General features: G+C 34.1%; 23 protein-coding genes and 1 tRNA gene. 13 read left to right on the top strand and 11 right to left on the bottom strand.

The genetic code is table 11. The features are described from left to right. Nucleotides 1-88 precede the first annotated feature (88 nt). Entirely contained in the window at nucleotides 89-1,543 is a 1,455-nt protein-coding gene (locus tag G581_RS0103655) for a catalase (protein WP_028844656.1), read from the top strand. A 329-nt stretch (nucleotides 1,544-1,872) separates the two neighbouring features. After that, a complete protein-coding gene (locus G581_RS0103650) occupies nucleotides 1,873-2,382 on the top strand; it encodes a rubrerythrin family protein (protein WP_028844655.1) in 510 nt (169 codons plus the stop codon). A 126-nt stretch (nucleotides 2,383-2,508) separates the two neighbouring features. Here G581_RS0103650 and G581_RS0103645 read toward each other — a convergent pair whose 3' ends face one another. Beyond that, nucleotides 2,509-3,309: a tetratricopeptide repeat protein gene (locus G581_RS0103645; RefSeq protein WP_028844654.1), complete on the bottom strand. Its 801-nt coding sequence runs from the start codon at nucleotides 3,307-3,309 to the stop codon at nucleotides 2,509-2,511. A 784-nt stretch (nucleotides 3,310-4,093) separates the two neighbouring features. Here G581_RS0103645 and nrfD point away from each other — a divergent pair. The 8 genes from nrfD to G581_RS0103605 all read left to right on the top strand — a co-directional run bounded on the left by nrfD (nucleotide 4,094) and on the right by G581_RS0103605 (nucleotide 14,012). Beyond that, nucleotides 4,094-4,993 carry an NrfD/PsrC family molybdoenzyme membrane anchor subunit gene (gene nrfD, locus G581_RS0103640; RefSeq protein ID WP_028844653.1) on the top strand — a complete coding sequence of 300 codons (900 nt, stop codon included), beginning with the start codon at nucleotides 4,094-4,096 and terminating at the stop codon, nucleotides 4,991-4,993. A gap of 38 nt (nucleotides 4,994-5,031) precedes the next feature. Continuing rightward, entirely contained in the window at nucleotides 5,032-7,620 is a 2,589-nt protein-coding gene (locus G581_RS0103635) for a molybdopterin-containing oxidoreductase family protein (RefSeq protein ID WP_028844652.1), read from the top strand. Beyond that, complete coding sequence (locus G581_RS11550) at nucleotides 7,621-8,313, top strand: 4Fe-4S dicluster domain-containing protein (protein ID WP_051178786.1); 693 nt, start codon at nucleotides 7,621-7,623, stop codon at nucleotides 8,311-8,313. It begins immediately after the preceding gene. 164 nt (nucleotides 8,314-8,477) lie between these two features. Next, nucleotides 8,478-9,029, top strand: a complete 552-nt coding sequence (locus G581_RS11545; RefSeq protein ID WP_169368367.1) for a TorD/DmsD family molecular chaperone — start codon at nucleotides 8,478-8,480, stop codon at nucleotides 9,027-9,029. Between the two features lie 272 nt (nucleotides 9,030-9,301). Further along, entirely contained in the window at nucleotides 9,302-10,138 is an 837-nt protein-coding gene (locus G581_RS0103620; RefSeq protein WP_028844650.1) for a substrate-binding domain-containing protein, read from the top strand. Between the two features lie 52 nt (nucleotides 10,139-10,190). Next, nucleotides 10,191-10,670 (top strand): rhodanese-like domain-containing protein, encoded by a 480-nt coding sequence (locus tag G581_RS11540; RefSeq protein WP_051178785.1) that lies wholly within the window; start codon nucleotides 10,191-10,193, stop codon nucleotides 10,668-10,670. 57 nt (nucleotides 10,671-10,727) lie between these two features. Then, nucleotides 10,728-13,181: a methyl-accepting chemotaxis protein gene (locus G581_RS0103610; protein WP_028844649.1), complete on the top strand. Its 2,454-nt coding sequence runs from the start codon at nucleotides 10,728-10,730 to the stop codon at nucleotides 13,179-13,181. 93 nt (nucleotides 13,182-13,274) lie between these two features. Next, entirely contained in the window at nucleotides 13,275-14,012 is a 738-nt protein-coding gene (locus G581_RS0103605; protein ID WP_028844648.1) for an ATP-binding protein, read from the top strand. Here G581_RS0103605 and G581_RS0103600 read toward each other — a convergent pair. From G581_RS0103600 to ilvC, 4 genes are read right to left on the bottom strand one after another with little or no spacing between them, the layout of a single operon-like run. Further along, complete coding sequence (locus G581_RS0103600) at nucleotides 13,992-15,506, bottom strand: 2-isopropylmalate synthase (protein ID WP_028844647.1); 1,515 nt, start codon at nucleotides 15,504-15,506, stop codon at nucleotides 13,992-13,994. The two genes, G581_RS0103605 and G581_RS0103600, sit on opposite strands and share 21 nt — an antisense overlap. Beyond that, a complete protein-coding gene (gene pssA, locus G581_RS0103595) occupies nucleotides 15,484-16,311 on the bottom strand; it encodes a CDP-diacylglycerol--serine O-phosphatidyltransferase (RefSeq protein ID WP_028844646.1) in 828 nt (275 codons plus the stop codon). Before pssA ends, G581_RS0103600 begins: the two co-directional genes overlap by 23 nt. Beyond that, nucleotides 16,308-16,931 (bottom strand): phosphatidylserine decarboxylase family protein, encoded by a 624-nt coding sequence (locus G581_RS0103590; RefSeq protein WP_028844645.1) that lies wholly within the window; start codon nucleotides 16,929-16,931, stop codon nucleotides 16,308-16,310. Before G581_RS0103590 ends, pssA begins: the two co-directional genes overlap by 4 nt. Then, the gene (ilvC, locus tag G581_RS0103585) at nucleotides 16,928-17,941 is read right to left on the bottom strand and encodes a ketol-acid reductoisomerase (protein WP_028844644.1); all 1,014 of its coding nucleotides are present in this window, start codon (nucleotides 17,939-17,941) and stop codon (nucleotides 16,928-16,930) included. Before ilvC ends, G581_RS0103590 begins: the two co-directional genes overlap by 4 nt. A 126-nt stretch (nucleotides 17,942-18,067) precedes the next feature. Here ilvC and G581_RS0103580 point away from each other — a divergent pair. The 3 genes from G581_RS0103580 (at nucleotide 18,068) to G581_RS0103570 (ending at nucleotide 20,089) form a co-directional block, all read left to right on the top strand. Continuing rightward, nucleotides 18,068-18,140, top strand: a tRNA-Lys gene (locus G581_RS0103580). Nucleotides 18,141-18,323: 183 nt separating this feature from the next. Next, the gene (locus G581_RS10465) at nucleotides 18,324-18,953 is read left to right on the top strand and encodes an acyl-CoA dehydratase activase (protein WP_051178783.1); all 630 of its coding nucleotides are present in this window, start codon (nucleotides 18,324-18,326) and stop codon (nucleotides 18,951-18,953) included. A 125-nt stretch (nucleotides 18,954-19,078) separates the two neighbouring features. Then, the gene (locus tag G581_RS0103570) at nucleotides 19,079-20,089 is read left to right on the top strand and encodes an amidohydrolase family protein (protein ID WP_028844643.1); all 1,011 of its coding nucleotides are present in this window, start codon (nucleotides 19,079-19,081) and stop codon (nucleotides 20,087-20,089) included. Between the two features lie 170 nt (nucleotides 20,090-20,259). On the opposite strand, the gene G581_RS0103565 is transcribed toward G581_RS0103570, so the two are convergent. From G581_RS0103565 to mnmG, 6 genes are all read right to left on the bottom strand, one after another. Then, a complete protein-coding gene (locus G581_RS0103565; RefSeq protein ID WP_028844642.1) occupies nucleotides 20,260-21,546 on the bottom strand; it encodes a solute carrier family 23 protein in 1,287 nt (428 codons plus the stop codon). 113 nt (nucleotides 21,547-21,659) lie between these two features. Then, nucleotides 21,660-22,769 carry a hypothetical protein gene (locus G581_RS0103560; protein ID WP_028844641.1) on the bottom strand — a complete coding sequence of 370 codons (1,110 nt, stop codon included), beginning with the start codon at nucleotides 22,767-22,769 and terminating at the stop codon, nucleotides 21,660-21,662. Between the two features lie 145 nt (nucleotides 22,770-22,914). Continuing rightward, nucleotides 22,915-23,352, bottom strand: a complete 438-nt coding sequence (gene rimI, locus G581_RS0103555) for a ribosomal protein S18-alanine N-acetyltransferase (protein WP_028844640.1) — start codon at nucleotides 23,350-23,352, stop codon at nucleotides 22,915-22,917. Then, the gene (tsaB, locus tag G581_RS0103550) at nucleotides 23,349-24,026 is read right to left on the bottom strand and encodes a tRNA (adenosine(37)-N6)-threonylcarbamoyltransferase complex dimerization subunit type 1 TsaB (RefSeq protein ID WP_028844639.1); all 678 of its coding nucleotides are present in this window, start codon (nucleotides 24,024-24,026) and stop codon (nucleotides 23,349-23,351) included. The genes rimI and tsaB overlap by 4 nt, the downstream gene beginning before the upstream one ends. Next, nucleotides 24,023-24,676 (bottom strand): 16S rRNA (guanine(527)-N(7))-methyltransferase RsmG, encoded by a 654-nt coding sequence (rsmG, locus tag G581_RS10460; RefSeq protein ID WP_051178782.1) that lies wholly within the window; start codon nucleotides 24,674-24,676, stop codon nucleotides 24,023-24,025. Before rsmG ends, tsaB begins: the two co-directional genes overlap by 4 nt. A 4-nt stretch (nucleotides 24,677-24,680) precedes the next feature. Further along, the gene (mnmG, locus tag G581_RS0103540) at nucleotides 24,681-26,555 is read right to left on the bottom strand and encodes a tRNA uridine-5-carboxymethylaminomethyl(34) synthesis enzyme MnmG (protein ID WP_028844638.1); all 1,875 of its coding nucleotides are present in this window, start codon (nucleotides 26,553-26,555) and stop codon (nucleotides 24,681-24,683) included. Nucleotides 26,556-26,590 lie beyond the last annotated feature (35 nt).

The following is a 26,590-nucleotide window of genomic DNA, read 5'->3' as shown; positions in this document are numbered from 1 at the left end:
AAAAAGATTATAAAAAAATGATTTGACATTGTTGCATTCATTTATATACCATAGAGTTTATAATTAATATTAAATAGGAGGCATTTTTATGAAGGACAAAAATGAAAAAATTTTAACTAATGATGCAGGCATTCCTGTATCCAGCGATGAGTTTTCTCTTACTGTAGGACCCGATGGACCGATTGTATTACATGATCATTATCTTATGGAACAGATGGCAAATTTTAATAGAGAGATGATTCCTGACCGACAGCCTCATGCTAAGGGCTCAGGCGCGTTTGGATACTTCCAGGTAACCCATGATGTAAGCGATTACACAAGGGCAGCTGTATTTCAGCCGGGTACGAAAACCGAAGTGCTTGCCAGATTCTCAACAGTTGCAGGTGAAAGTGGCAGTCCAGATACATGGAGAGATGTGCGTGGTTTTGCACTGAAATTTTACACCACAGAAGGTAACTACGATATGGTAGGAAACAATACTCCAGTGTTTTTTATTCGTGATCCAATGAAGTTCCAGCACTTCATTCATTCTCAAAAGCGTCGTGCAGACAACGGGCTTCGTGACAATGATATGCAGTGGGACTTCTGGACTCTGTCTCCTGAATCAGCTCATCAGGTCACCATTCTTTTTAGTGATCGTGGAATTCCAAAAAGCTACAGGCATATGAATGGTTACTCAAGCCATACTTACATGTGGATAAACGGTAAAGGTGAGAAGTTCTGGATCAAGTACCATTTTAAGACTGACCAGGGCATTGAGAATCTCACACAGAAGGAGGCAGACTTAATTGCAGGTAAAGATGCTGACTATCACCGCCGTGACCTGTTTGATGCAATCAATCGAGGAGATTACCCAAGCTGGACACTCAAAATACAGATTATGCCTTTTAAAGAGGCTGAGGCTTACCGGTTCAATCCTTTTGACTTGACTAAAGTCTGGCCACATAGTGACTATCCACTGTATGAGGTTGGAAAGCTCATACTTGACCGTAATCCAGGCGATTTTCATTCTGAGATTGAACAGGCAGCATTTGAGCCCAATAACCTTGTACCGGGTATTGGACCGAGCCCTGATAAGATGCTTCTTGCTAGATTGCTTTCTTATGCTGATGCTCATCGGGCAAGACTTGGAGTAAACTACAAGCAGATCCCTGTCAATCGACCAAAGAGCCCTGTATACAGTTACAGCAAAGGAGGTGCCATGCGTATTGACAAAGTCTCTGATCCCGTTTATGCACCAAACTCCAAAGGAGGTCCCAAGGCCGATCCTGAAAGATACCCGGAACTTGCTGTCTGGAGCGCAAGTGGTGAATTTATTCGAGCTGCATATACCAGAAGACAAGATGATGATGATTTCGGTCAGGCTGGCACACTTGTACGCAAAGTTATGGATGATGCCCAGCGTGAAAGACTGGTATCTAACGTGATAGACAGTCTGAAAAACGGAGTTTCTGAACCTGTGTTAAAGCGTGCTATTGAATACTGGCGCAATATAGATAAAGAAATAGGTGATCGCATAGATAGCGGTATAAAAGTCGATTAATCTAACCTTGTTTATAAGAAGAATAAATAAATAGAAGCTATCCGCTATAACTATAACAGAGTATGGCGGGTAGTTTCTCATTTTTATAGCTAATTTAAAATTATTTTTTCATTCATTTCTAAAAAAATTGATAATTTCAAAATGAAAACCTGACTTATATTTAAGAGAAATTTTTTGAAAAATGAAACATAACTTAAATTAGTTTTAAAAGCAACATAAGTGATATAAAATATTTGATGCTAATTTATGACAAATAATATATTTGGATAAAACTATATCAAAAATTATATAATATAAATTATAAAGTTTTATTCAGGAGGGAAAAGAAAATGAGAGAAATGACGAAAAGATTTTTATACGATGCATTTGCTGGAGAGAGTATGGCTCATATGAAGTATACAATCTTTGCTGAAGAAGCAGAGAAAAAAGGACTTAGTAAGCTTGCAAATCTTTTCAGGGCCATAGCTTATGCTGAATATATCCATGCCAGAAATCATTATAAGGAATTGGGATTACTCAAGGATATGTCAAATAATGTTCAACAATGTATAGATGGTGAAAATTTTGAAATTGAAGAAATGTATCCTGTTTATAATAATACTGCTCAACTTCAAAATGAAAATGGAGCAGAAAGAAGCACAAAATTTGCTTTAGAAGCTGAAAAAATTCATGCAGAGATGTATAAAAAAGCAAAGACACTGGTTGATAAAAATGAAGACTATTCAGCAGGAAAAGTTTATATATGTCCTGTGTGTGGGCATACAGTAGAGAATGAAGCACCAGAGAAATGTCCTGTATGCGGTGCTCCAAAGAGTGCTTATAAAGAATTCTCAGTATAATTTAAGGTTTATTTTAAGAATAAAATCAATCATAATAATAAAAATTAGTTTTTTACAATAAGGCGGCAAAATGAAAAGGAACTGATCGTTGTAATTCCTTTTCATTTTTATTTCAATATGTATTGATTATTTTGATTGAGATTTAAGCCATGTAATAGAACGTGATACCTCTTCTAATTCTTTTTGTGCTCCAATTGATTTAAAAATTTCGAGAGCTTTGTTTAAGTATTGCTCTGCAGGTGTTTTATTTCCCTGATCCATATACATAAATCCAATACATTTATAGGCAATGCCTTCCCAGAATGTATCTCCTATTTTCTGAATTCGTTTTAGTCCATCAAAAAGATAGTTTTGAGCATTGTCAAAGTCTTTCATTTTCCTGTAAGTATTCCCAAGATTAATTTCAACTTGTGCAAAACTTTGGTAATCATCATACTTGTCAGAAATGTCCATAGCTTTTTGCAGGTATTCTATTGCTTGTTTAAGATCACCTTTATCAGAATAAATATTAGCTATGTTATTGTAAGCAGGAATCTTGTCTTTTTCATTAGTTTTAAGGTTTAAAGATTGTTCATAATGAGAGAGAGCTTTATCAAGTTCACCTTTATTATGATATATAAGTCCAAGCAGGTTATAAACATGTATTAAATCAGAATCTGAGGATGAGTATTGTTCCGCTTTTTTTAAAGTTTCAATAGCATCACTTATTTCTCCTGTTAAATAGTAAGCTTCTCCAAGACAGAAATAAGCAAGATGACTTGCTGGATAAAGATTTACGGCTTTTTGACCAACAGAAATAGCTCTGTTATAGTCCTGTGCATTAATATAATTAAAACATTCTTGAATTTCATCAATTGCAAAGGCATTATTTTTAAATAAGAAAAGAAACAGAAAAATTAAAAAAAAATGTATAGATTTTTTAACCACTTATCTATCCTCCTAAAACATTATTGGATAATTAATTATAATCATCTTGAATTTTGTTTGCAATATACTGACTTGACTGTTTTCAATTTTCATCATCCTTCAACCCTAAGGTCTTTCTTAATTTTTAGGCATCTTAAACAGTTAATGCAGAGAAATACCGTGTAGTTAGAAGAGATAAACAATCAAGATGGATATACAATGTTTTTATAGTTTCAATTTGCCTTGGTCTTTCATGGCTTCGGAGTTTCTTATGAGATAAGGATAACTTCTTAGATCAAAGTATGGTATTCCTTATAAGTAGAATTTGAAAAATTAAAATATTCAAGGTTAACTATAAGCTGCCACAAATATTTTCATTTCATTGATAGTAACTATTCTGAAAAATACTAGCTTTTAGTTAATTTAAATCTATCGATATGATAATACGCAATATAATGTTGCAATTTATTTAAAAAAAACTGGTTAAATATTGTATTTTCATATGGTTTGAAAATTTTAATATAAAAGATTAATAAAAATGCAATCATTTGTTTCAGTTTATTAAGATTCCATTTTTGTAAATGCTTTATTTTCTTTGAGATGCATTTTGGCTTTATTCTTGCATTATATTTTTTAATGAAAAAGTTAGGAGAAAAGATTAGGAGTTTAATGCATTTAAAAAAAGGATAAACGGTTATATTGTACAAACTAAGATGCCAGAGAAGGATTTAAAAAACAGCTTCTGGTCAGAGGAAACAAGATGTAAATTTATTTAGTGTAAGTAAAAGAGAAAGGAGGCAAAGTTATGCTAGAACTCCAAACAGCCTGGGGTTGGCTGATTGCCCTTTATCTTTTTTTAGCAGGGGTATCAGCAGGAGCTTATTTGAGTGCATTTTTTGCCTGGTACAAACGAGGTGATGATAATTTAACAACTCGAACAGGGATTTTAATAACGCTTCCATGTCTGATTTTGAGTATTATTTTTTTATTTCTTGATTTAGGAAGGCCTATGAACTTCGTATACGCTTTTTTACGGCCTTATAGTTCAGTTATTGCAGCAGGAACCTGGATCTTAACACTTTTCTTTTTTATCTGTGGTATTCAATGGCTTGGGTATATTAGAAATAAAAAATTATCTTCTGGAAGCTTACTGTGGGGTACAGGTTTTGTTCTTGCTATCTTAACAGCTTTTTACACTGGAGTTTTACTCTGGGACGTCAGAGGTGTTCCTTTCTGGAATAGCTTTCTGGTGCCATTGCTCTTTCTAGCTTCGGCTATATCCACTGGAATTAGTGCAGTTTTAATTGGAGTTTTTGGTTTTGTTTCAAAGAAACATGATATTAATCAAGAGGCTGAAAATTTGAAATTTCTCTGCCATGCTGATATGTGGGGAATAGGCATTGAAACATGTATTCTAATAATTTATCTGGTTTCAATGGGTTGGTCATCAAATGCTGCAGCAATTGCTTCAGTTAATCGTCTTTTAACAGGGGCTTTGTCTTTATCATTTTGGTTTTTAGTAATTGTTGTAGGATTGGTTACTCCATTTTATCTTGAATGGAAGTTAAAAAAGATTGAAGAGCTTTCTCCTAAATTTATATCAAAAGGAATTCTTGCAGGCCTGTGTGTTTTTATAGGTGGTTTTACATTGAGATATCTTATTCTTGCAGCTGGCATACTTGGAACATCTCGTAATTTACTGTAGTAGATATGCTAGGAGAATAAATTAAAGGGAGGAATATTATGGAAACTGCGAAATTAAGCAGAAGACAATTATTAAAATGGGGGAGTACTTCTGCTTTATTAGCTGGTTTTTCTCCAATTTTTAAGAATTTAGTACCTTTTGCCAGTTTTGCTGAAGCTACAGAAACAGAGTTTAAATACACGATTACAAAAAAAATACCGCAAGTATGTGCAAGAGCCTGTGAATGTGATTGTGCTTATTATATTGTGGTTGGTAAGGATTCAGAAAGTGGAGTGGAAAGAGCTTTAACGCTTGAGGGATGGAAAGATGATCCTGTTTCAAGAGGTAAGTATTGCATAAAGGGACTTGCTTTTGTAGATTCAATGTATGATCCCGATAGGCTGCTTGTTTCTTTAAAAAGAACCAATCCTAAAAAGGGTCTCAATGAGGATCCTGGATGGGTGATAATTTCAACACAAGACGCTTTAACAGATATTATTCAACGGATGAAAAAATTCAGTAGAGAAGAGATTGTTTTCTGTTCACCAGGAGACCCTTATACCAATCGTCTCTGCAGGTCTCTTGGAGTTAGGAGAAGCGATCAGCGGACAGAATGTTTCGGAACTCATTACTACATCAATTCTCTTATGCTGACCAATCCTCCAAATAAGTATTACTCAAGCACATATACTCTTACACATTCTGTTTGGGGGTTTGATTACAGTACCACTAAGTATATGATATGGTTTGGCTTTGATTCTTTTACCAAATGTGGAAAAGCAGGAATTCTCAATCATATCGCAGAAGGAAAACGCAATGGAACCAAGATTATCATATTTAATCCTATGAAGACTCCCATTGCTGATGGTTTTGCTGATGAATGGTATCCGATCAAACCAGGAACAGACCTAGCTGTAGCTCTGGCAATGATTAAAATTATTATAGATCGTAAACTTTACAATGAAAAATTTTTAAAAGAATATACGGATTCTGCTGCTCTTGTTGATGAAAAAACTCAGTTACATATTGGTGGTAGCGAAGGTAATTGGTTTGCCTGGTGTAAAACACATAAAAAAATTGAGCCGTTAGGAAAGTGTGATGACCCTGCGTTAGAAGGTGGTCCTTACGAATTTGAATATCAGGGGAAACATATTAGTGCTCATCCTGTATTTCAACTTTTAAAAGAAAGCATTAAAGATTATACTGCTGAATGGGCATCAAAGATCAGTGAGGTTCCTCAGGAGGCAATTACCAGAATTGCCGAAGAGTACGCAAAAGCATCTCCTTACAGTTGTATTCCTAATCTTAAGCGTGACCCTGCTGGTCCTAATTATGCTAACAGTTGGAGATTGATGCATGCCATTAATATTCTTCACGCTCTTGGAGGTTCTTTTGATCATGAAGGTGGAGTGTTACTTTTATCTGATGTCAAAATACCGTGGCTTGAAGAGATTGCTCCTCCTGTAAAGCCTTATCCTCCTCTGCCAGCAGAGGCACCGGATTTCAGGCATGAATTTTCGGTAACAGAAAATATTTATCAAAAGAAAGACTTTTCTGCGCCAGGTCATTATGGCATTATAGGTTATGGGCTATATCATACTAAAAAAATTAAATGTGTTTTTTTCAAAAATCCATTTAGAGGACTGCATGCGCTAATTCAGCCACAGATGGTAGAGAAGGCGCTAGAAAAAATGGAACTAGTTGTTGATTGGAATCTGTATGTGGATGATTTATCTTATTTCTGGTGTGATTACATATTGCCTGGCACACATCAGTTTGAAGAGGCTAAACTGGATATTAGGCAGTACTATCCAAAGTATCCATGTTATGTAGCTGGGTCAGCTGTTCAAAAGTCTCCTGGAGACTGTATTGGCTGGGGTGGCATTGCAGTTAAGATAGGATTAGCTTTGGCTCCGGAATACTGGACTGTTGATGGCAGTACTAACCCTGAAAAAGTTATACCAACTAATACGGGAGATTATGCGCTTAAGAAACAGGGTATTGCCAATAATACAAAAGAATTCTTAACACAAAAGGGAGGGATCTGGATACAGAAGAGGCCATATCCTAATTGGAGAACAATTAGAGAAATCGGATACGGACGTCCAGAGGGTCGGATCAGAATTTACTTAGATGAAATTTTAGAAGCTGGACATGATCCACTTCCAAAATGGGCAAAACGATGGACAGAACCTGAAGGAGATTACAGATTTTCACTTATTGTTACAAGAGCGCCATGGACTATGCATGCAGATCCTAACTTTCTAAATAATCCTGTAATTAAGTCGCTTTGTGAAAAAAATTTTATAGATCGTGTTTGGATAAATCCTCAGGTAGCGCAGGAAATGGGTATATCAGAAGGTGATTGGGTAACACTTGAGACAAATCCCAAATATATGACTGTATTACCGCGTCCTGTTAAGGCACGGGTTCACATTTCCAGTAGAGTGGCACGCAAAGATTGTGTGATAACTTTTCATGGACTTGGACATCGTTCACCTAAGCTCCGTTATGCAAAGAGTTTTGGGTATCGTGATGGTGATTTAATTCCTCAGAAAGATCCCAATATTGTTAAAAAATATGATCCCACGGGCATGGGCTGGGTAGAAGATGTTTATGTAAGCATAAAGAAAGGAGGTAGATCATAAATGGCAAATTATGGATTTCTTATAGATACCAGATTTTGTACTGGTTGTAATACGTGTTTCTATAAATGCGTGCAGGAAAACAGACTTCATCAACAGGCAGCAAGAGGTTTTTCAAGAACAGTGGTTTTAATTCAGGACAATGGTTTACTTCAACACAGATGTATGCACTGTGAGAATCCTTCCTGTGTTGCTTCATGTCCAAGTGGAGCATTTTATAAAACGCCTGAGGGAATAGTGCTTCATAATCCCCAACATTGCATTGGATGTAAAACCTGCGTTGTAGCATGTCCTTTTAATGTACCTCAGTGGGATTTACAGAAAAAGGAATTTGTTAAATGTACGATGTGCATTCACAGAGTGCTTAAAGGTATAAATCCAGCTTGTGTTGAGGCTTGTCCAACCGGTGCGCTTACTTTTGGAGATCGTGGAGAAATTTTAAATACCGCCCAAAAACTATCGGAAGCTAACAAGTTATATATGTATGGAATGGAAGAGAATGGTGGCACGAGTGTTATAATGCTTATGAAAGAAAAGCCTGTTAATATTGGTTATCCAGATGTTGCAAGCTACTCCATAACAGGAAGAGGACCATCTACAATTATGGGAGCGGCTGCTGTAGCAACGCTTGTTTATGTGGGATTAAAGAAATACAGTGACCGTAGAAAACAGATAGAAGAAAAGAAGAATCAATGAATGAATTAAAAGGAGGGGGATGGGCAAGTTTTTGCCCATCCTGATTGTTTATGGAATTGAATCATGATATAAGAATATATTTTTATTCATTCTTTGCAGAGGCTCTTGATTATCCAAATTCAGAATTTATAAATAAATTGTTTTCCAAGCAGGTTAATGAGGAAATGAATTTTTTCAAAGATAACCTTGATGATATAAGCTCAGGTATTATCCAGATTAAGATTAATATTGATGAGTTTATAAGTCACGTTGTTATAATAGGTCAGAAATCAACATTAGAATCTTATCTTTTGGACTTACAGAAAGAATACACTAGGCTTTGTCATACTTCTCGACCACGAATGGTTCCTCTTTTTGAATCAGTTTACAAGGAAGGCAAACTGCTTCAAGAATCAACAATCGAGGTAGCTCGTCTTTATCACAGATCAGGATTACAAGTTGTTGATAATTTTTCTCTGCCACCAGACCATATCGCTCTTGAGCTTGAATTTATGTCTTATTTATGTTTTCAAGAAGCCCAAGCGCATTCCAACAATTACATAGTTGTTCTTGAAAAAGCTAAAGGATTGCAGTTACAGATGCTTAAAGACCACTTATATTCTTTTGCTATAGCTTTTGCGCAGAGACTTCAGCGATATACAGTTATAGAGTTTTATAGATTGATAGGGAAATTGCTGGAAAACTTTATAACGTTAGAAGCGCAGAAAATATCGTAATAATGTTCAGATATTATAATTTTTATAGAGCCTAATGGGTGTAAACAGTATTTTTTCAGAAAGATTTTTTAAAGAATTTCGAGGAGTTGACAATTTTAATTTAAAATTATATTCAATTTAATAAATATGCTCTTTTAAAATATATATTATTATAAGGTGGAAAAATTATAATGAGCAGGTTATATAATTAATAAAATATATATAATTAATAAAATATTAATAAAAATTTTTAATTGTCAGGGCTATAATTAAATTAATAGGATGGTAGAAATATGAAAAAATATGAATTGTTATTAGTAACAGCTGTAATAATTTTTCTTTTATCATTAAGTGTTGGTACTTATGCGGATGAAATCAGAATAAAAGCAAGTGCAGTGTCGGCTGAAAATATTCTGAAGCCAATAAAAAAACATTTTGAAAGAGAGTCAGGAATAAAACTGCAGATTGCTTTTACTGATCCCAAGCTTGCATTGGAGGATCTTGAAAATGGTGCTGTAGATGCTGTAACGATAGGTTTTAGTTGCAATGATTGGATGGATTCTATGAAAAAGGAAAAAACGAAGATTAAAGACTTGACATCACTACAACATGTAGTGATAGGGAAAGCTAAAATCGCTATTTTTGTCCATAAAGAGAATCCGGTTTCAAAACTTTCAAAAGAACAGCTAAAAAGAATATTTACTGGTAATATAACTAACTGGAAGGATGTGGGTGGTAAAAATCTGCCTGTTGTAGTTGTCTGGAGCACACTTACATCTGAAATCAACAGCTTATTTATAAAAAATATTTTAGATTGTGAATCTCCTAGGAGGGATATCCTTGAAGCATTAACAATAGAAGACGTAAAGCAGAAGGTTGCTGCGCATCCTGAAGCAGTAGGAATAGGATCTGTAGCGATTGTTAATGACACATCAGTATATTCTGGAACACATGAAGAGAAATGTTCGGTTTGCGATCTAACGTGGATGGAAGAAGAGATAAAGGCTCTTGAAGTACCTGAGGTAGTGATGCCGATACTGTTACTCACAAAAGGCAATCCAACTGTTAATGTCCAGAAATTAATTGATTTTATTAAAGGAGAAGGGCAGAAATATATTTCACAACAATAGGGCGACAATTCACCGTTGGTGAATTAATTATAATTTAAGGAGGAGAGGTAAAATGAACAGAAGAAAATGTTTAGGGCTGATGTTAGTAGTAATATTTGTTGCAATTGGTATTGCTTTCGCTGCTGCATGGCCTGACGCAGTAATGAACAAGGTAAATGAAATTCATGAGCTCGAGAAGGCACAGAAAGAGATGCCTGCATCAATTGAAGGGATACCCAATATTAGTGGCGATAAGGCATACGAATTATGGAAGTCGAAAAAGGCTGTTTTTTTGGATAATCGTATTAAAGTACAGTATGATACAGAAAGGATTCCTGGTGCAACATGGTTTTTCTGTGATGATTTAATTAAACAAGGGCCTTCTATGGCAGACAAACTCGATAAAAACAAAGAGTATATTGTGTACTGTAATGGAATTAAATGCTGGCGTTCACCATCTGTTGCTGTAATGTTGCACTCTCTCGGTTATAAGGTTTACTGGTACAGAGATGGGCTTCCCGACTGGAAAAAGAGAGGTTATCCTACAGAGTAAGGGAAAAATAGAGTGGCAGGGTTTGACTACTCTGCCACTACTTAAAAAAGGAAAATTATGACAATCAAAACAAAACTTACACTGAATGTAATCATAGTTATTATAATAGTTGGTGTAGTTGCAGCTACAAGCATCATAGGTATGGGCTTTGTTAAGAGTAAACTGTTTTATCTCACGGAGAGGAGCACCCCATTTCAGATGAGGACAGTTGAATTTCAGAGAGCAATACATGGTGCTACTGCAGACCTTGTAAAAGTTAGTGTATCAAGAAACATGGATGAATATAAAATATACCGCTCTGAGGCAGAGAAGTCTCTGTCGGAGGTAAAAAATACACAAAATGCACTTGAATCTCTATATGGCGGAATAAAAATGGAGACTTATAATGAATTAAGTCTTGTAGCAAACGAAATTTTTGATATTACCGAAAATAGGCTCAAGGCTGAAGAAGAAGCCAGAATAGCAAACAGAACAATTATACAGAAACTTAAAGAAGCTTCAAATAGATTGAAAAATATGGATGCAAAGATAAAAGCTCTCCAACTCAATCGGTCGGCACATTTTATGACATCTCTTGAAGACACAAAAGGTATATTATCTCACCTTAGAGAAGTAGAACTGTTGAAAACAATGCTTAAAGACATCCAAATTGCAGTTTTTGAAATACAGAAAGCTCAAGATAAAAACGCACTGGCAATAGCAAAGGACAAAGTTGGGGCAGTTATCAATAAAGCACTTCAGAATGACTACATCCAAGCATCAAAGAACCTTCATTCGGAAATTAAAACCATAGAAGATAAAGTAGAAGAACTTGTAAAAATTCAGGTAGCTATTATTGGACAGGGCAATGGTGAACAGAAAAAACGATTCGATATAATAAATAAAGAAATAGCAGGAAAACTTGCATTCGTAATATCAACAATAGATCGTGATATTACTTCTGCCAAAGAGAAATACAGATCAGAGACAGAAAATCAGAATAAAGTCTTTACTCAAGCAAATATAGCAAACAATGTACTGATAGCGAATTCAGAACTTGTATCTCTCGGTCTATCCATAGAAGGGCTATCAACAAGACTTTTTACCCTAACATCAGCAAAAGATATTGATAGCGTGGAGGTAGAGATAAGAACAATATACGAAAAAATAGATTCTGTACAAAAAAGCCTTGAAAAGGCCCTTACAAAACTCGAGGCCAAAGAAGAACTTTCAATGCTCCGAAATGTAAAAATTGCTCTTACTTCAATTAAAGAAGCATTATTAGCAAAGGATGGTATTATATCCAAAATACGCCATCAGATTTTGATGCAAGAAAAAGCAAAACAGGCATCGGAAAGATTAAGAGAAATAGTTATGAATCAAGCCCAAAAAAGTAAGCAAACAGTTACAACCGCACAAGGCGAACAGGAAAAAGCTATTGGAACAGTAAATAAGATGGTGCAATTTAGCACAATACTTATTACAGCCATAGGAATAGGAGCTATTATTCTAGGCATAGCATTTGGTTCATGGATTTATCGTTCTGTTTCAAAACCTTTGAGTGAACTCATATGGGGTGCTGACCAGATAGCACAGGGTGATCTTACATGTGCAAAGACAGAATACGCACAAGATGAAATTGGGTTAGTGCACAAATCAATGTGTAAGATGATAGAGAATCTGAGGGAAATAGTTGGAAAAATGAAGATGTTTACAGGAACTCTTGCAAGTAGTTCAGAAGAATTATCGGCAACTTCCACCTCACTTGAAAAAAATTCTAATGACGTGCATGTCCAAATAGAACAATCAGCTACTGCAATGACAGAGATGGCTCAGACAACACTTGATGTAGCAAAAAATGCTTCGCATACTGCAGAGGCTGCACAGAAGATGAAGCAGATAGCGTTGCAAGGTAAAAATGCAATGCATATAACCATGGAAGAACTACAAAAATTTGCTGATCAAGTTAAAGAATCCGCTGCAAAAATTGAATCCCTTGGACATAAATCAGAAGAGATAAACGAAATAATAACTTTGATAAAAGAAATAGCAGACCAGACAAACCTTCTTGCACTGAATGCGGCAATTGAAGCAGCTCGTGCAGGGGAGCAGGGAAAGGGTTTTGCTGTGGTGGCAGACAATGTTAGGCAACTTGCAGAAAGGACAACAGTAGCCACAGAAAACATAGCAAATACAGTCAAGACAATGCAAAGCGAGATTTCAGATTCCGTTGGCTTTATGAAGGAAGAGAGAGAATCTGTAGGGAAAGTGCTTGCACACGTAGAGAACACATTGAAAGCCATAGACGAAATCGTATCGTATGTAGAAGGTGTTGCTGATATGGTACAGAGAATTGCAGTGGCAACAGAAGAACAGTCATCTGCATCTGAGGAGGTTTCCCATAACATGGAGAATATTTCAATAATAACAAAAGAACTAAGTAACTCAATTGGTGAAATAAAACGCGCAGCAGAAAACTTATCAAAATTAGCTACAGAATTGCATTCTATGTCAGAGTGGTTTAAGGTATGATATAAGGTTTAATTTATATTTTTAAGAAAATTTAAAACTATGAGATAACTTCTATTAATGAAAGCCAAATATTGTATGTTATAATAATTGACTATGTTTGAGCAAAATCAAGCCTTTGTATGGAACGGTAAAGAGAAAAAATTAAAGATTGTTAATAGACTGCCCGTATATGATATTAACGAACTTCTAGGTATTGAAAGGCAAAAAGAATTGTTGCTTTCAAATACTAAAGCCTTTATTGAAGGAAAGGAGGTTAACAATGTCCTTTTATGGGGTGAAAGGGGAACAGGTAAAACAACTCTTATACGAGCGCTTTTAACTTATTTTAAAGATTCTCCTTTACGTATGATTCAGGTTTTAAAGTCTGATATTCTAACAATCCCTTATCTTTATGATCTTATTTATGAATATGAAAATTTTAGATTTATTATTTTTATAGATGACCTATCTTTTAATGAAGATGAACAGGAGTTTAGAGATTTAAAGATTGTTATGGATGGTGGTATTGAAGAGATTCCTGAAAATTCAGTTATATATGCCACTTCTAATAGAAGACATCTTATGCCATCCATATCAAATACTGATGATGAACTCTTCCCTGAGGACAGCATTCAGGAACGTGCTTCTTTGATTGAAAGATTTGGATTGAGAATAGGTTTTTACAGATTTTCAGAAGAACAGTATCTTAATGTTGTAAAACATTATGCCAAAAAAGCTGAGTTAATTTTATCTGATGAGGAATTAATCACAAGAGCCCATGAATGGGCTCTTGTGCATGGTACTTCAGGCAGGTCAGCCTATCAGTTTGTATTAAGCCTTCAAATTTTTTAAGGCAAGCTTATTTAATGCATTTATGTAAGCTTTTGCAGAAGCAACTATTATATCAATATCAGAACCATGTCCTCTTACAGCATGTCCGGCTTCTTCAAGTATAACAGTTACTTCTCCAAGAGCGTCTGTTCCACCTGTTATTGCCTTAATTTCAAATTTTTTTAATTCTGCCTTTGAGTTTGTAAGCTCTGTAATTGCCTTATACACAGAATCTACTGGTCCGTCACCGGAAACAGTAATTTCTTTTTCCATATCATTAATTTTTATTTTAACCGTAGCAGTAGGCTTTTTATTCATTCCGCCACTTATTTCAAGGTTTGCAAGCTGATAGACTTCAGCAGTTCTTAAAAACTCATCTGAAACAAGTGCTTCAAGATCTTCATTGAATATATATTTCTTCTGATCTGCAAGTTTTTTAAATCTTTCAAATGCACGATTTATCTCTTCATCTGTTAAGCTGAAGCCAAGTTCTTCAAGTCTCTTCTTGAATGCATGTCTTCCAGAGTGTTTGCCAAGAACTATTTTGGAACTTGGAATTCCTATGTCCTCTGGTTTCATTATTTCATAAGTTGTTCTTTCTTTAAGAACTCCATCCTGATGAATGCCTGCCTCATGAGCAAAAGCATTTGCTCCGACAATTGCTTTATTGGGTTGAATAACCATGCCAGTTATTTTGCTGATAAGTCTGCTTGTCCGGTAAATTTCCTGTGTTACAATATTAGTATCTGTTTTGAAAAAATCATTTCTTACTTTTAATGCCATCACAATTTCTTCGAGTGCTGCGTTTCCGGCTCTTTCACCAATTCCATTGATTGTACATTCAACCTGTCCAGCTCCTTTAAGTATTGCTGTAAGAGAGTTTGCTACGGCAAGGCCTAAATCATTGTGGCAGTGAACACTTATAATTGCTTTGTCTATGTTCGGAACTTTATTTATAAGGTATTCAATTAATTCAGCATACTCTTGAGGAACTGTATAGCCAACTGTATCAGGTATGTTTACTGTGGTAGCACCTGCTTTTATTACCTCTTCTGTAATTTTACACAGATAATCCCAGTCTGTTCGTGTGGCATCTTCTGCTGAAAATTCAACATCATCTGTATACTGCCTGGCTTTTTTAACAGCTCTGACTGAAGCTTCAATAACCTGTTGTTTATCCATACGAAGTTTGTATTTCAGGTGAATATCAGATGTGGCAATGAATGTATGTATTCTTTTTTGTTCAGCTGGTTTTAATGCCTCAGCAGCTCGTTCAATGTCTTGATCACGGGTTCTGCATAACCCAGCAACAACGATACCTTTAACTTCTCTGGATATTCTGTTAACTGCTTCAAAATCTCCAGGAGATGCAATTGGAAAACCTGCTTCTACTATGTCAACACCCAGTTTTTTAAGTTGTTTTGCAACTTGAATTTTTTCATCAACGTTCATTGAGGCACCGGGAGATTGTTCTCCATCTCTCAATGTAGTATCAAATATTTTTATTCTTTTCATCGTACACCTCTGTGTTTAATGTCTTCTGGTTCTCACCTTCAGATAATTTTTTTGCCAGTTTTTTTCTTTTTTTAATAAAGATTATAACAGTTTCAATTATACCTGATAAAACGTAAATACAGGCAAGTATAAATACTGCAATATGTGGATGAATTATTATTAAGAAAAGTAAGAGAATGAAAAAAATAAGTAGCCAGAAAGGTTTTTTCTCTTTGAAATCAACTTCTTTAAGTCCATGAAATTTAATATTACTGACCATCATAAAAGATAATATAAGTGTTATAACAGGAAAAAATAGATTTTTTTCAGGAGCAATATTCAAGATTTCATGACAGAAAATCACTGTGGCAGCAATCATTGTTGCAGCCCCAGGAATAGGTAAGCCTTTAAAAGATTTTATAGTTCCTGTCTGAATATTAAATCTTGCAAGTCTTAATGCACCACAGGCTGCAAAAAGAAAAGCAATAGCAAAGCCAATCCTTCCAAAATCATACAAACCCCATTTATAAATAAGAATCGATGGTGCTATGCCAAATGCCACAATATCTGAGAGGGAGTCGAGTTCTCCACCGAATCTTGTAGCAGTTCTTGTCAATCTTGCCACCCAGCCATCAAGACCATCAAAAATATTTGCAAGAACAATAGCCCATGCAGAATGAATCAAGTTACCATTTATCGCAGCAATAATTGCATAAAAACCAAGAAACATTCCACAAAGAGTTAGAGCATTAGGAAGAATATAAACCCCTTTTGCAGGTTTTATATCAGTGTCCCGGAATTTTTTCTTTTTTCTTGATTGTATCATTTATTTACTGATGCAATTATTGTTTTACCGGCTTTAACTTTATCTCCTTCTTTCACTGTTACTTTAAAATTGGCTGGCAGGCAGATATCAACACGGGAACTGAATTTAATCATTCCGAATCTTTGTCCTTTTTTAAGACTTTCTCCTTCTTTTACCCAACAAACGGCTCTTCTTGCAATATATCCTGCTACCTGTCTTAAAACTATGTTTCCATAAGGAGTTTCTAAGGTTAATTTTATATATTCATTTTCTCTGTATGCTTTTTCTTTAAAAGCTGAGAAGAATTTTCCAGGTATGTGAGTTATTTCTTTAACAATACCATCAAATGGGCTTCTATTTACATGCACATTAAAAGCTGACATGAATATGCTGATTTCGGTATGTTCAGAAGAACAGAGGCTTTCACTACTTTTTCTTACAGTAATTATTTTTCCATCTGCTGGAGCAACTACTGCATAGGGATCTGCTGGAGGAATTCTCTCAGGGTCACGGAAGAAATAAAGAAAAAAAACACACAATATGAGAGATGCAATTGCAAGAGGTTCAAGCCATATTAGATAGAAAAAAGAGCTAACAAATAACCCACCAACAAAATAAGGTATTACTTCTTTTCTTATCATGCCTTTGACTTATCTACCAGTTTTGATGTTTTCAACCATGGCATCATATCTCTTAGTTTTTCACCAACTTTTTCAATGAGATGCTCTTCATCTTTTCTGGTAAGGGCATTGAATGAAGGTTTACCGACTTTGCATTCAAGAATCCACTCTTTTGCAAAGGTTCCATTCTGGATCTCTTGAAGAATTTTTCGCATTTCAGCTTTTACTGAGTCATTTATAACTCTTGGACCTCTTGTTAAATCTCCATATTGAGCTGTATTGCTTACTGAATAACGCATTGTTGAGATACCACCTTCATATATTAAATCAGCAATCAATTTAACTTCATGAAGGCATTCAAAATAAGCAAGTTCTGGCGGATATCCAGCTTCAACAAGAGTTTCAAAGGCTGCAGTGATAAGAGCACTTAATCCTCCACACAATACAGTCTGTTCTCCAAAAAGGTCAGTTTCTGTTTCATCCTTGAATGTTGTTTCAATAATTCCAGCTCTACCTCCACCGATTCCAACAGCATAGGCAAGTGCAACATCTTTTGTTATGCCTGATGGGTCTTGATAAACCGCCATAAGGCATGGAACACCCATCCCTTTTAAATACTCACTTCTTACAAGATGTCCAGGACCTTTAGGAGCAACCATAAAAACGTTTATATCCTGAGATGGAACAATCTGGCCAAAATGGATACTGAAACCATGAGCAAATGCAAGAAATGCTCCTTTTTTAATATTTGGTTCAATTTCGTTTTTGTAGAGGTCTGCTTGAAGCTCATCAGGCGTGAGAATCATTATAATATCAGCTATTTTTGAAGCATCCGAAACATTCATGACACTGAATCCTGCATTTTCAGCCTTTTGCCAGCTTTTTCCTTTTCTTAATCCAATGATAACATCAAATCCACTGTCTTTTAAGTTATTTGCATGGGCATGTCCCTGACTTCCATACCCAATGATAGCAATTTTTTTACCTTTCAACACATCGATATTAGCGTCGATATCGTGGTAAATTTTCATTTCTATGCCTCCTGTTTATATAAAATTCAACAATAATTATAGCATATGATTTAGAAAGTTTTCATTTTAATCTAAGAATTTCGGATATTTGACCTGTTAGCATGATTTTTTGTATCCTAGTGTTGTGGGCCGTTAGCTCAGCTGGTAGAGCAGCTGACTCTTAATCAGCGGGTCACAGGTTCGAATCCTGTACGGCTCATCTTCTGATTCCTTCAAAACTAAAGAAAAAATACTGTTCTTTTTTAACAAATCTTAATAGTAAAAATTTAGATAATGTGTTATAACTGCTATACCTCTTAAGATGTTTCTATTTTAAAGTTTTCAAAAATTATAAGTATAGAATTTTTCGATACTTCAAAAAATATTTATCAATATAATCTATTTGAATTTTGCAAATTCCTTTCTTTATAATTTTTCAAAAAGAGGAGGGTTTGACAAAAACATACCAACTATAACAGAGATTAAAGCCTTTGCAATGGGATGTAAATCTTATTTTCCTTTCTGTAGAACAATACTTGATATAGGAGGACAGGATACAAATGTAATAAATATTGATGAAAATGGACTAATAAAAAAATTTGAGATGAATGACCGATGTGCCGCTGGAACAGGAAGATTTTTAGAAATAATGGCTCAGGCACTTGAATATTCAATTGATGAGTTTAATACTTTAGAGTTTGACCTTAACAGTTCTCTACAGATAAGCAGTATGTGTACTGTATTTGCTGAATCTGAAGTAGTATCAATGATAGCGAGTGGTTTCAAAAGAGAAGAGATAGCTGTTGCAATAAATAAGGCTATTGCAAACAGAGTTATAGGCATGCTAAATAAAATATCAGTTGAAGAGGATATAGTGTTTGCTGGAGGATGTTTTGCAAACAGTCTTCTAAAAAAAATTATAGAAAACAGACTGAGGAAAAACCTTATAATCGACAGTTTTTGCCCATATCTTGGAGCTTTTGGAGCTGCTTTATACGGAGAGCAGATAAATAAAGTTAACTATAATTATTAGTGTTTAATTTATTAATTCAATCAAAAATCTTGATGAATCAACTCATTATTTCCTTAATTTAGATGAACTTATTTCTATATTGACAATCTTTTCTTTATGTTTTAGAATTTCAGTAGAAGGATAAAATGAAAATTGATTGTTATACCCATTTTTCATTTGAAACTTACTTGAAATATTTAGAGCGCAATTCCAAAACTCCATTTAGCTATGGAACTCTATTCAGGTATTTAAAAACCATGCTTGATGTTGATAGTCGTTTAGCTTTGATGGAAAAATACCAGGTTGATAAACATGTTATTATTCCTTTACCATGGATTGAATCAGTTAAAGAGGTTTATGAGGATTCTGTTAAAGCACATGAAGCAGCTAAGATATTAAACAATGAATTAGCAAATCTGGTTAATAAATATTCTGATAAATTCATTCCTGTAGCTGTTATTCCTACAACCAATATAGATATAATGTTAGCTGAATATGAAAGAGTTATATATAACTTAAAATTCAAAGGTATTTACCTTGTGGTAGGTCCGACTGTAAGACCAATAGATGATTCTGTATATGATAGTCTTTTTAAAAAGGCAGTTCAAGATAATGTTCCTGTATGGCTTCATCCTTCAAGACCAATAACTTACAGCGATTATATAAATGAATCCATGTCAAAATATGGTATCTGGCAATCAATAGGATGGCTTATGGATTCAAGTACTGCTATGATAAGATTAACACTTTCTGGCGCATTTGAAAAATATAAAGGAATAAAATTTATAATACACCATCACGGCGCACTAATCGGATTATTTTCAAAGCGTCTTAATGCCGGCTTTAGACTCTTCAAAAACCTTGAAGCATTTAAGAGCACTACCACGATAACAGAGCCTTTTATTGAGCATTTTAAAAATTTTTATGTAGATACAGCAACTCAAGGATTTGAACCGCTGCTTATTCAAAATGCCTATATGTTTTTTGGTATAGATCATGTGCTTTTTGGAACAGATGTGCCATTTGATGAAAATGGTGGCTATAATTTCACAAATGAAACAATATGTTCCATTAATTCTGCTTTAATATCTGATGCTGATAAAGAACAAATTTTTTATAAAAACATTGTGCAAATACTCAATCTTAAAGTTAATTAAACTTTAAATAATTAAATAACTTCAAAGTGCAAAATTACTGAGAAACTGACAGTATAAAGCAGAAATCAATTTTTAAGGATTGCTTAGATTCTATAACATGATCTATCTCAAGGATTCTTTTATCTGAGTAGAAACTGGGAGTATTACCATTTTTAGAGAAATCCGCACTTTTAAGATTGATTTTTTTTGTTATATATTATATGTTCTAAAATAAAAGCAAACAGAATTCCCATAACAAAACCATTTCCCAAAAGAGGTTTTAACAAACCTGGCAGACTCGCAGTAACATCAATCGGCAGATTTGTAATTACTGTTCCAAGCAGTACAGAGCAACCTACAATTATTCCATCTGTGTATTTAAACTCTCCATTAGCATAGAGCATGGAAAGTCCTGTTGAAATCTGCGATGTCATAACATAAAAAAATATAGAACCTATGAGTAAATGCGGAACCATGTTTGCAAACTCTAAAAGATAAGGCGAGAAAGATAATATAAACAGCAAAAGCGCTGTAAAAAGGAGCACATATTTAGAAGCACATTTTGTTATTAAAAGAACACCCGGACTGTAAGAAAAATTTACCACTCCTGTAGTGCATATAAAAGAAGCTAAAATATTAGTGATACCTGTTACAAATATACCTCTTTTTATAGGTTTCCAGTCATTTCCGGTACCAACAAAAGAGCTTACTGACTGCATTGACCCCACATCGTTTATAACAAGTGCAACATAGCAGATTATAAAAGTTAAAACCAGCCCCGCATCAAAATCAAAGAAAGGCAAAAAATCTTTAAAATAATTTGAAAATAGTGAAACTTCTCTCACCTCGTATGAATATGGACTTCCTCCAAAGACAAATATATATATTACTGTGCCAAATATCATAGCCCACAGTATTAATGAAGTTTTCCAGAATCCTTTAAGAATTTTTTCGAAAATAAAAAGAAGAAGAATTATTAATATTGCAATTATTAAATTTATACCTGCAGGGATGCCTGTTGGTTTAACAATCATATTTGAAATAGCTGGTAACATTGTAAATGCAATAAGAATTAGAACAACAGAAATAATATTTTTTGTAAAATATAAGATAATTTTTTTTGTAATATTTAAAAGCCCGAGTAAACATACGAAAAAACCGCCTATCAAAAGAGCTGTATATAGAGATGTTGGATTGTATGACTTAGAAGCAATGAGCCCAACAAGAAGTACAGTAGCAGGTCCTGATAGAATAGGTAATGAATGTCCAAACAATATCTGCAAAAAGAGCGACAGTGAAACAATAAATGAAAGCTTTTGTATATATAAAACTTCTTCATTTGAGTTTAATAGAAAAGTAACTCCTATAATTTTACCAACCATTATAATAACCGGCATTACCAGAACAAACCACTGCAGCCCATTTAAAATTAAGATATTTAAAGTGGGTACTTCATTAACAGAATAATTGAACTTCATGTTCTGTGACAAATGTTTTTATTCATTATCATAATCATACAGTTGATATGGACAAACTTATATTAGACATTCAATTAAGTCTTTTAATATCTCAGTAATATTATTTTTAAGTATTAATCAATATTTTTTTCATAAATTCTTAAAATTTTATAACGTTTAGCATTTATTATTTGTGTGAGATTAATTGTTTCGTAATTGTCTTCAAGAATCCATGAAAATTCAATATTTTTAAATCCATATTTTAAAGCACCCTTAAAAGCTTCCCTTAGCATGATTGACTCCACACCTTTGTGTCTGAATGCTTTTTTTACACCAAAAAGAAGAAGTCTCATCGATTGAATTTTTCTTCTATAATGCAATGCCTTAATTATTGCTAAAGGAGTCAGTCTGCCTCTGATTTTTCTCAAAACCTCGTTAAAATCAGGTATAGCACCAAAAAAACCAGCAGGTTCTCCATTTTTTTCAGCAACAATTACAAGTTCTGTTAGGGCTATGGGTTTTAGTTTTTCAGCCATATAATCAATTTCTTCCTTTGTTATAGGTATAAATCCCCAGTTTTCATTCCATGCATCATTGTATACTTCCATGAAGGCATAAAGTTCTTGTTTTAAATTATTCAAACTTATTGTTCTTACGCTTATTCCCTGTTTTTCAGCAAAACGTGATATTCTATCTATTTTTTGTGGAAGTTTATCAGGAACTGAAGCTAAAAAGCAGTAAAGGTCTTTGACTTTTTTCATGCCATATCCTTCAGCGAGGCTGTTATAGTATGGAGGATTATAAGGAATCATTATCATAGAAGGTGTATCAAATCCTTCATAGAGAAATCCGCATTCTTCATTTATTGAGAGATTCATGGGGCCACGCATTATCTGGAGATTATTCTCAATTAAAAAGTTTCTTGAAATGTCAAATAATGCATTAGCAATAGTCTGATTGTTGATACATTCAAAAAGCCCCCAAAAACCTACATTGTCGTTGTGACATTCAAGATGAGCATAGTTGACTATTGCAGCAATTCTTCCTGCAGCCTTGCCATTGTTGTAAGCAATAAAGAATTTAGCCTTTGCTCTGTTAAAAAATGGATTTTTATCAGTTAAATGCTCCATCATGTCTTTAATTAAAGGCGATGCATAGAAAGGATCATCTTTATATAGATCAATTGGTAAGGTTACAAACTCCTTAAGTTGTTTTTTATCTTTAACTTCTACTATTTCAATCATGATAATTCAATAATTTTTTTATAAAACATAACTCAACAGAGTATATTCTAATCCAAAATTCTATATATAGTAAACATTAAATATCATCTTGGAATTTTGAAATCAAAGTGTTGTTGTTTTTTATAATATCTATAATTAGTTTGAATTACGATATTTCAAGCTTCATAATAATTGCGTCTTCTTCAGGTAAAATATAGTATCTGTTGCGAACCCCTATTTGTTTAAATCCTGATTTTTCATAAAGTTTTATGGCAGCATAGTTAGACATTCTTACTTCAAGAAAACAAATTTTTATAATGTTTTTCATTTCATCAAGTACATTTTTTATAAGAGCTGTAGCAATTCCATTTTGTCTGAAATCAGGTTTTACAGCAATGGAAAGTAACTCTGCTTCATCTAAGATAATTCTCAAAACAATATATCCAACTATTTCTCCATTAACCTCTGCAACCTTAAGTATACTATGTTTATTTAAAAGTTCGGTCTCGAATGATTTTAATGACCATGGCTTTGAAAAACTCTGTCTGGCAATCTCTGTAACGCAAAGAAGGTCTTTTTCCTGTAAGGATCTTATTTTTATCATTCAATAACTTTTATTTCAGCTTCTGACTTTCTTAAATAACGTGGTTGTAATTCCTTTGCATCAATTGCATCATTTATTTTTTGAAACCCTATATAAGCTACAATACGAGGACTTGGGTAGGAGTATAAAAAAGGCGGAAATATAGCCTTACTGCCGAGCTTTTCAACTAATTTTTCTCTGTAAAGTTCTGCACCGCTACCAGTGAATACTGTTTTTTCATTGATCAATTCGATTAAATTGTCAATTTCTGAAACTGAGTCTTCTTTAATTCGCAAGATTTTATTATCTTTCCACTTAAATAAAGCTGAAAAAACTTCTTTTTTTCTTGCATCAAGAATTGGGCATATCTGATGGTTGCAGAAAGGAAACTCCCATGCCATCACCTCCAGAGTAGATATAGGAATTACTTTTTTCTGGGTTACGAATGAAAGTCCTTTTACTGTGCTAACTGCAACTCTAAGCCCTGTAAAAGAACCCGGTCCTGCTGTAATGGCATAGTAGTCAATAGTTTCAATGGGAATTTTTATAGTGTTAAGAATATGTGCGATTTCTGGAAGAAGTTTTTCAGAATGTGTAGCCATAAACTGCATTGTGGATTCGGCAATTAATTTGTCATCTTCTACAATTGCAACTCCGGCATATTTTGTTGATGTATCTATTCCAAGAATTCTCATTTTTTTAATTTTACTATAAATCTTTTTGCATTAAACACTGGAAGAACAAATTCTTTTGTTTCTGTTTCAAAATATGCAGGTAATTTTTTCATCTCTTCATTAATTTTTAAAGATTTACTTATTAAAAAGTATCCATTTATTTTAATGAGATGAGAACATTTTTCTAAAAAATCTTTTATACTCCAGAGCGCTCTTGAAATAACAATGTCAAATTTTTCTCTAATTACCTCGGCATTTTCCTGAATTATATCAACATGTTTTAATTCGAGCTTGTTTTTTATGTTTTTCAAAAAAGCGGACTTTTTCCATGAAGGTTCAATCAATGTAATTTTTAAATCAGGTCTAAAAATTGCGATAGGTACTCCTGGAAATCCTGCTCCAGAGCCTACATCAGCAATTGATAGTTGCTTTTCTGGGATAAAACATAAATAAAGAAGAGAATCAAGAAAGTGTTTTATAATGATTGCTACATCATCTTCTATTGAGGTTAAGTTATAAGTTTTATTCCATTTTTTAAGTTCGTTAAGATAAATAATGAATTTTTCTAAAATTTCATTATTAAAACATTTTTCTTGATTATTTTGAGAAAGCACGGACAATGTAGCAATATAATTCAGAGATTGCTTTAAAAACTCTTTTAAATCTTGCACAGTTTTATTTTTTAGCCTTTATTCCTTTTTGGACTGCTACCATAAGTATTGCTATGGCAGCTGGTGTTACACCTGGAATTCTCATTGCCTGTCCAATTGTTCTTGGAGCTACTGAACTCAATTTTTGGATTACCTCTCTTGAAAGCCCCGGTAAATTGAAATCAAAATCAGATGGTATAATCTTTTCTTCAAACTGTTTCATTCTTTCAACCATTTCCATCTGTTTTTGAATATAACCCTCATATTTTATATAAATCTCAACAAGCTCTTCTATTTCTTTTGAAAAACATTCATCAGAGGGATCATATTTTTTTATGAATTCGTAGTTAAGTTCAGGTCTCTTAAGAAGTTTATCAAGAAATATGGCTTCTTCAATTGGAGTTGTTTTTAATTCTGTTAAAGCTTTATTAACTTCTTCTGAAGGTTTTAAAGTTTTGGTTTTTAAACGTTTTATTTCTTGTTCAAGAAGTCTCTTTTTTTGAATAAATTCTTGATAAGTTTCTTCATTAACAAGACCTACTTTGTATCCATAATCTCTCAGTCTTAAATCAGCATTATCGTGTCTAAGAAGAAGTCTGAACTCTGCACGGGATGTAAACATTCTGTAGGGTTCATTAGTTCCCTTTGTTACAAGATCATCAATCAAAACTCCTATGTATGCTTCATCTCTTCCTAGAATAAGAGGTGGTTTTCCCTTTATCTTTAATGCTGCATTAATTCCAGCCATTAATCCCTGTGCTGCTGCCTCTTCATATCCCGATGTACCATTTATCTGTCCTGCGAGATAAAGTCCTTCAATTCCTTTAACCTCAAGGGTATGCTTTATTTGAGTTGGATAAACAAAGTCATATTCAATTGCATATCCTGGTCTCATTATTTCAGCTTCTTCAAGTCCCGAAATTGTTTTTAAAAAGGCAACCTGAACATCATATGGCAGAGATGTCGATATACCATTGGCATAGTATTCTTTTCTGCTGAGTCCCTCTGGTTCGAGAAAAACCTGATGTCTTGGTTTTTCCCTGAATCTTACAACCTTGTCTTCAATTGATGGACAGTAACGTGGTCCGATTCCTTTGATTTTTCCACTGTAAAGAGGTGATCGGTCAAGATTGTTGAAAATAATTTCATGTGTTTTCTCATTTGTATAAGTTATAAAGCATGAAACCTGTGGATTTGTGATTTCTTTTGTTGAGTATGAAAATGGTAAAGGTGGATCATCTCCTGTCTGTTCTTCTGTTTTTGTAAAATCAATTGTTTTTGCATCAATTCGTGGAGGTGTACCTGTTTTAAGCCTGCCCATTTTAAGTCCGAGTTTTTTAATTGACTCAGAAAGCCTTTTTGATGGAAACTCTCCAGCCCTTCCTGCTTCAAAAGACTCAGGTCCGATATGAATTAATCCATTTAGAAATGTTCCCGGAGTAATGATTACAGCCTGTGCTCCATAGAAAACATCAAGAGAGGTAATAATTCCTTTAATTCTCCCATTTTCTACAACTATCTCATTGACCATTGCCTGCTTTATAACAAGATTTTCCTGTGCTTCAAGAAATTTTCTCATGTATACATTGTAAAAAATTCTGTCGGCCTGAGCACGAAGTGACCACACAGCAGGACCCTTTGAACGATTGAGCATTCTGAATTGAATGCCTGCCGTATCAGTAACTTTTGCCATAATGCCGCCAAGTGCGTCAATTTCTCTTACAAGATGGCCTTTTGCGAGGCCTCCAATTGCAGGATTACAGCTGAGTTGTGCAATTGTATCAAGATAAATTGTAAAAAGCGCTGTGTCAAGTCCCATTTTTGCAGATGCAAGGGCTGCTTCACAGCCAGCATGTCCTGCACCAACAATAATTATATCGAAATTTTTTTCTTTATACATTTTTTATTTCAGTCTTATTTTTTGTTCTAATTTTT

The sequence above is a fragment of the Thermodesulfovibrio thiophilus DSM 17215 genome, assembly GCF_000423865.1.
Classification (GTDB): domain Bacteria; phylum Nitrospirota; class Thermodesulfovibrionia; order Thermodesulfovibrionales; family Thermodesulfovibrionaceae; genus Thermodesulfovibrio; species Thermodesulfovibrio thiophilus.
Note: the sequence above shows the minus strand (reverse complement) of the source record. Positions and strands in the feature narration are given on the sequence as shown.

Bases quoted from the DNA above. Each gene is read 5' to 3' on its own strand.
- G581_RS0103655 (WP_028844656.1), top strand. From the start codon at position 89: ATGAAGGACAAAAATGAAAAAATTTTAACTAATGATGCAGGCATTCCT.
- G581_RS0103650 (WP_028844655.1), top strand. From the start codon at position 1,873: ATGAGAGAAATGACGAAAAGATTTTTATACGATGCATTTGCTGGAGAG.
- nrfD (WP_028844653.1), top strand. From the start codon at position 4,094: ATGCTAGAACTCCAAACAGCCTGGGGTTGGCTGATTGCCCTTTATCTT.
- G581_RS0103635 (WP_028844652.1), top strand. From the start codon at position 5,032: ATGGAAACTGCGAAATTAAGCAGAAGACAATTATTAAAATGGGGGAGT.
- G581_RS11550 (WP_051178786.1), top strand. From the start codon at position 7,621: ATGGCAAATTATGGATTTCTTATAGATACCAGATTTTGTACTGGTTGT.
- G581_RS11545 (WP_169368367.1), top strand. From the start codon at position 8,478: ATGAATTTTTTCAAAGATAACCTTGATGATATAAGCTCAGGTATTATC.
- G581_RS0103620 (WP_028844650.1), top strand. From the start codon at position 9,302: ATGAAAAAATATGAATTGTTATTAGTAACAGCTGTAATAATTTTTCTT.
- G581_RS11540 (WP_051178785.1), top strand. From the start codon at position 10,191: ATGAACAGAAGAAAATGTTTAGGGCTGATGTTAGTAGTAATATTTGTT.
- G581_RS0103610 (WP_028844649.1), top strand. From the start codon at position 10,728: ATGACAATCAAAACAAAACTTACACTGAATGTAATCATAGTTATTATA.
- G581_RS0103605 (WP_028844648.1), top strand. From the start codon at position 13,275: ATGTTTGAGCAAAATCAAGCCTTTGTATGGAACGGTAAAGAGAAAAAA.
- G581_RS0103600 (WP_028844647.1), bottom strand. From the start codon at position 15,506: ATGAAAAGAATAAAAATATTTGATACTACATTGAGAGATGGAGAACAA.
- pssA (WP_028844646.1), bottom strand. From the start codon at position 16,311: ATGATACAATCAAGAAAAAAGAAAAAATTCCGGGACACTGATATAAAA.
- G581_RS0103590 (WP_028844645.1), bottom strand. From the start codon at position 16,931: ATGATAAGAAAAGAAGTAATACCTTATTTTGTTGGTGGGTTATTTGTT.
- ilvC (WP_028844644.1), bottom strand. From the start codon at position 17,941: ATGAAAATTTACCACGATATCGACGCTAATATCGATGTGTTGAAAGGT.
- G581_RS0103570 (WP_028844643.1), top strand. From the start codon at position 19,079: ATGAAAATTGATTGTTATACCCATTTTTCATTTGAAACTTACTTGAAA.
- G581_RS0103565 (WP_028844642.1), bottom strand. From the start codon at position 21,546: ATGAAGTTCAATTATTCTGTTAATGAAGTACCCACTTTAAATATCTTA.
- G581_RS0103560 (WP_028844641.1), bottom strand. From the start codon at position 22,769: ATGATTGAAATAGTAGAAGTTAAAGATAAAAAACAACTTAAGGAGTTT.
- rimI (WP_028844640.1), bottom strand. From the start codon at position 23,352: ATGATAAAAATAAGATCCTTACAGGAAAAAGACCTTCTTTGCGTTACA.
- tsaB (WP_028844639.1), bottom strand. From the start codon at position 24,026: ATGAGAATTCTTGGAATAGATACATCAACAAAATATGCCGGAGTTGCA.
- mnmG (WP_028844638.1), bottom strand. From the start codon at position 26,555: ATGTATAAAGAAAAAAATTTCGATATAATTATTGTTGGTGCAGGACAT.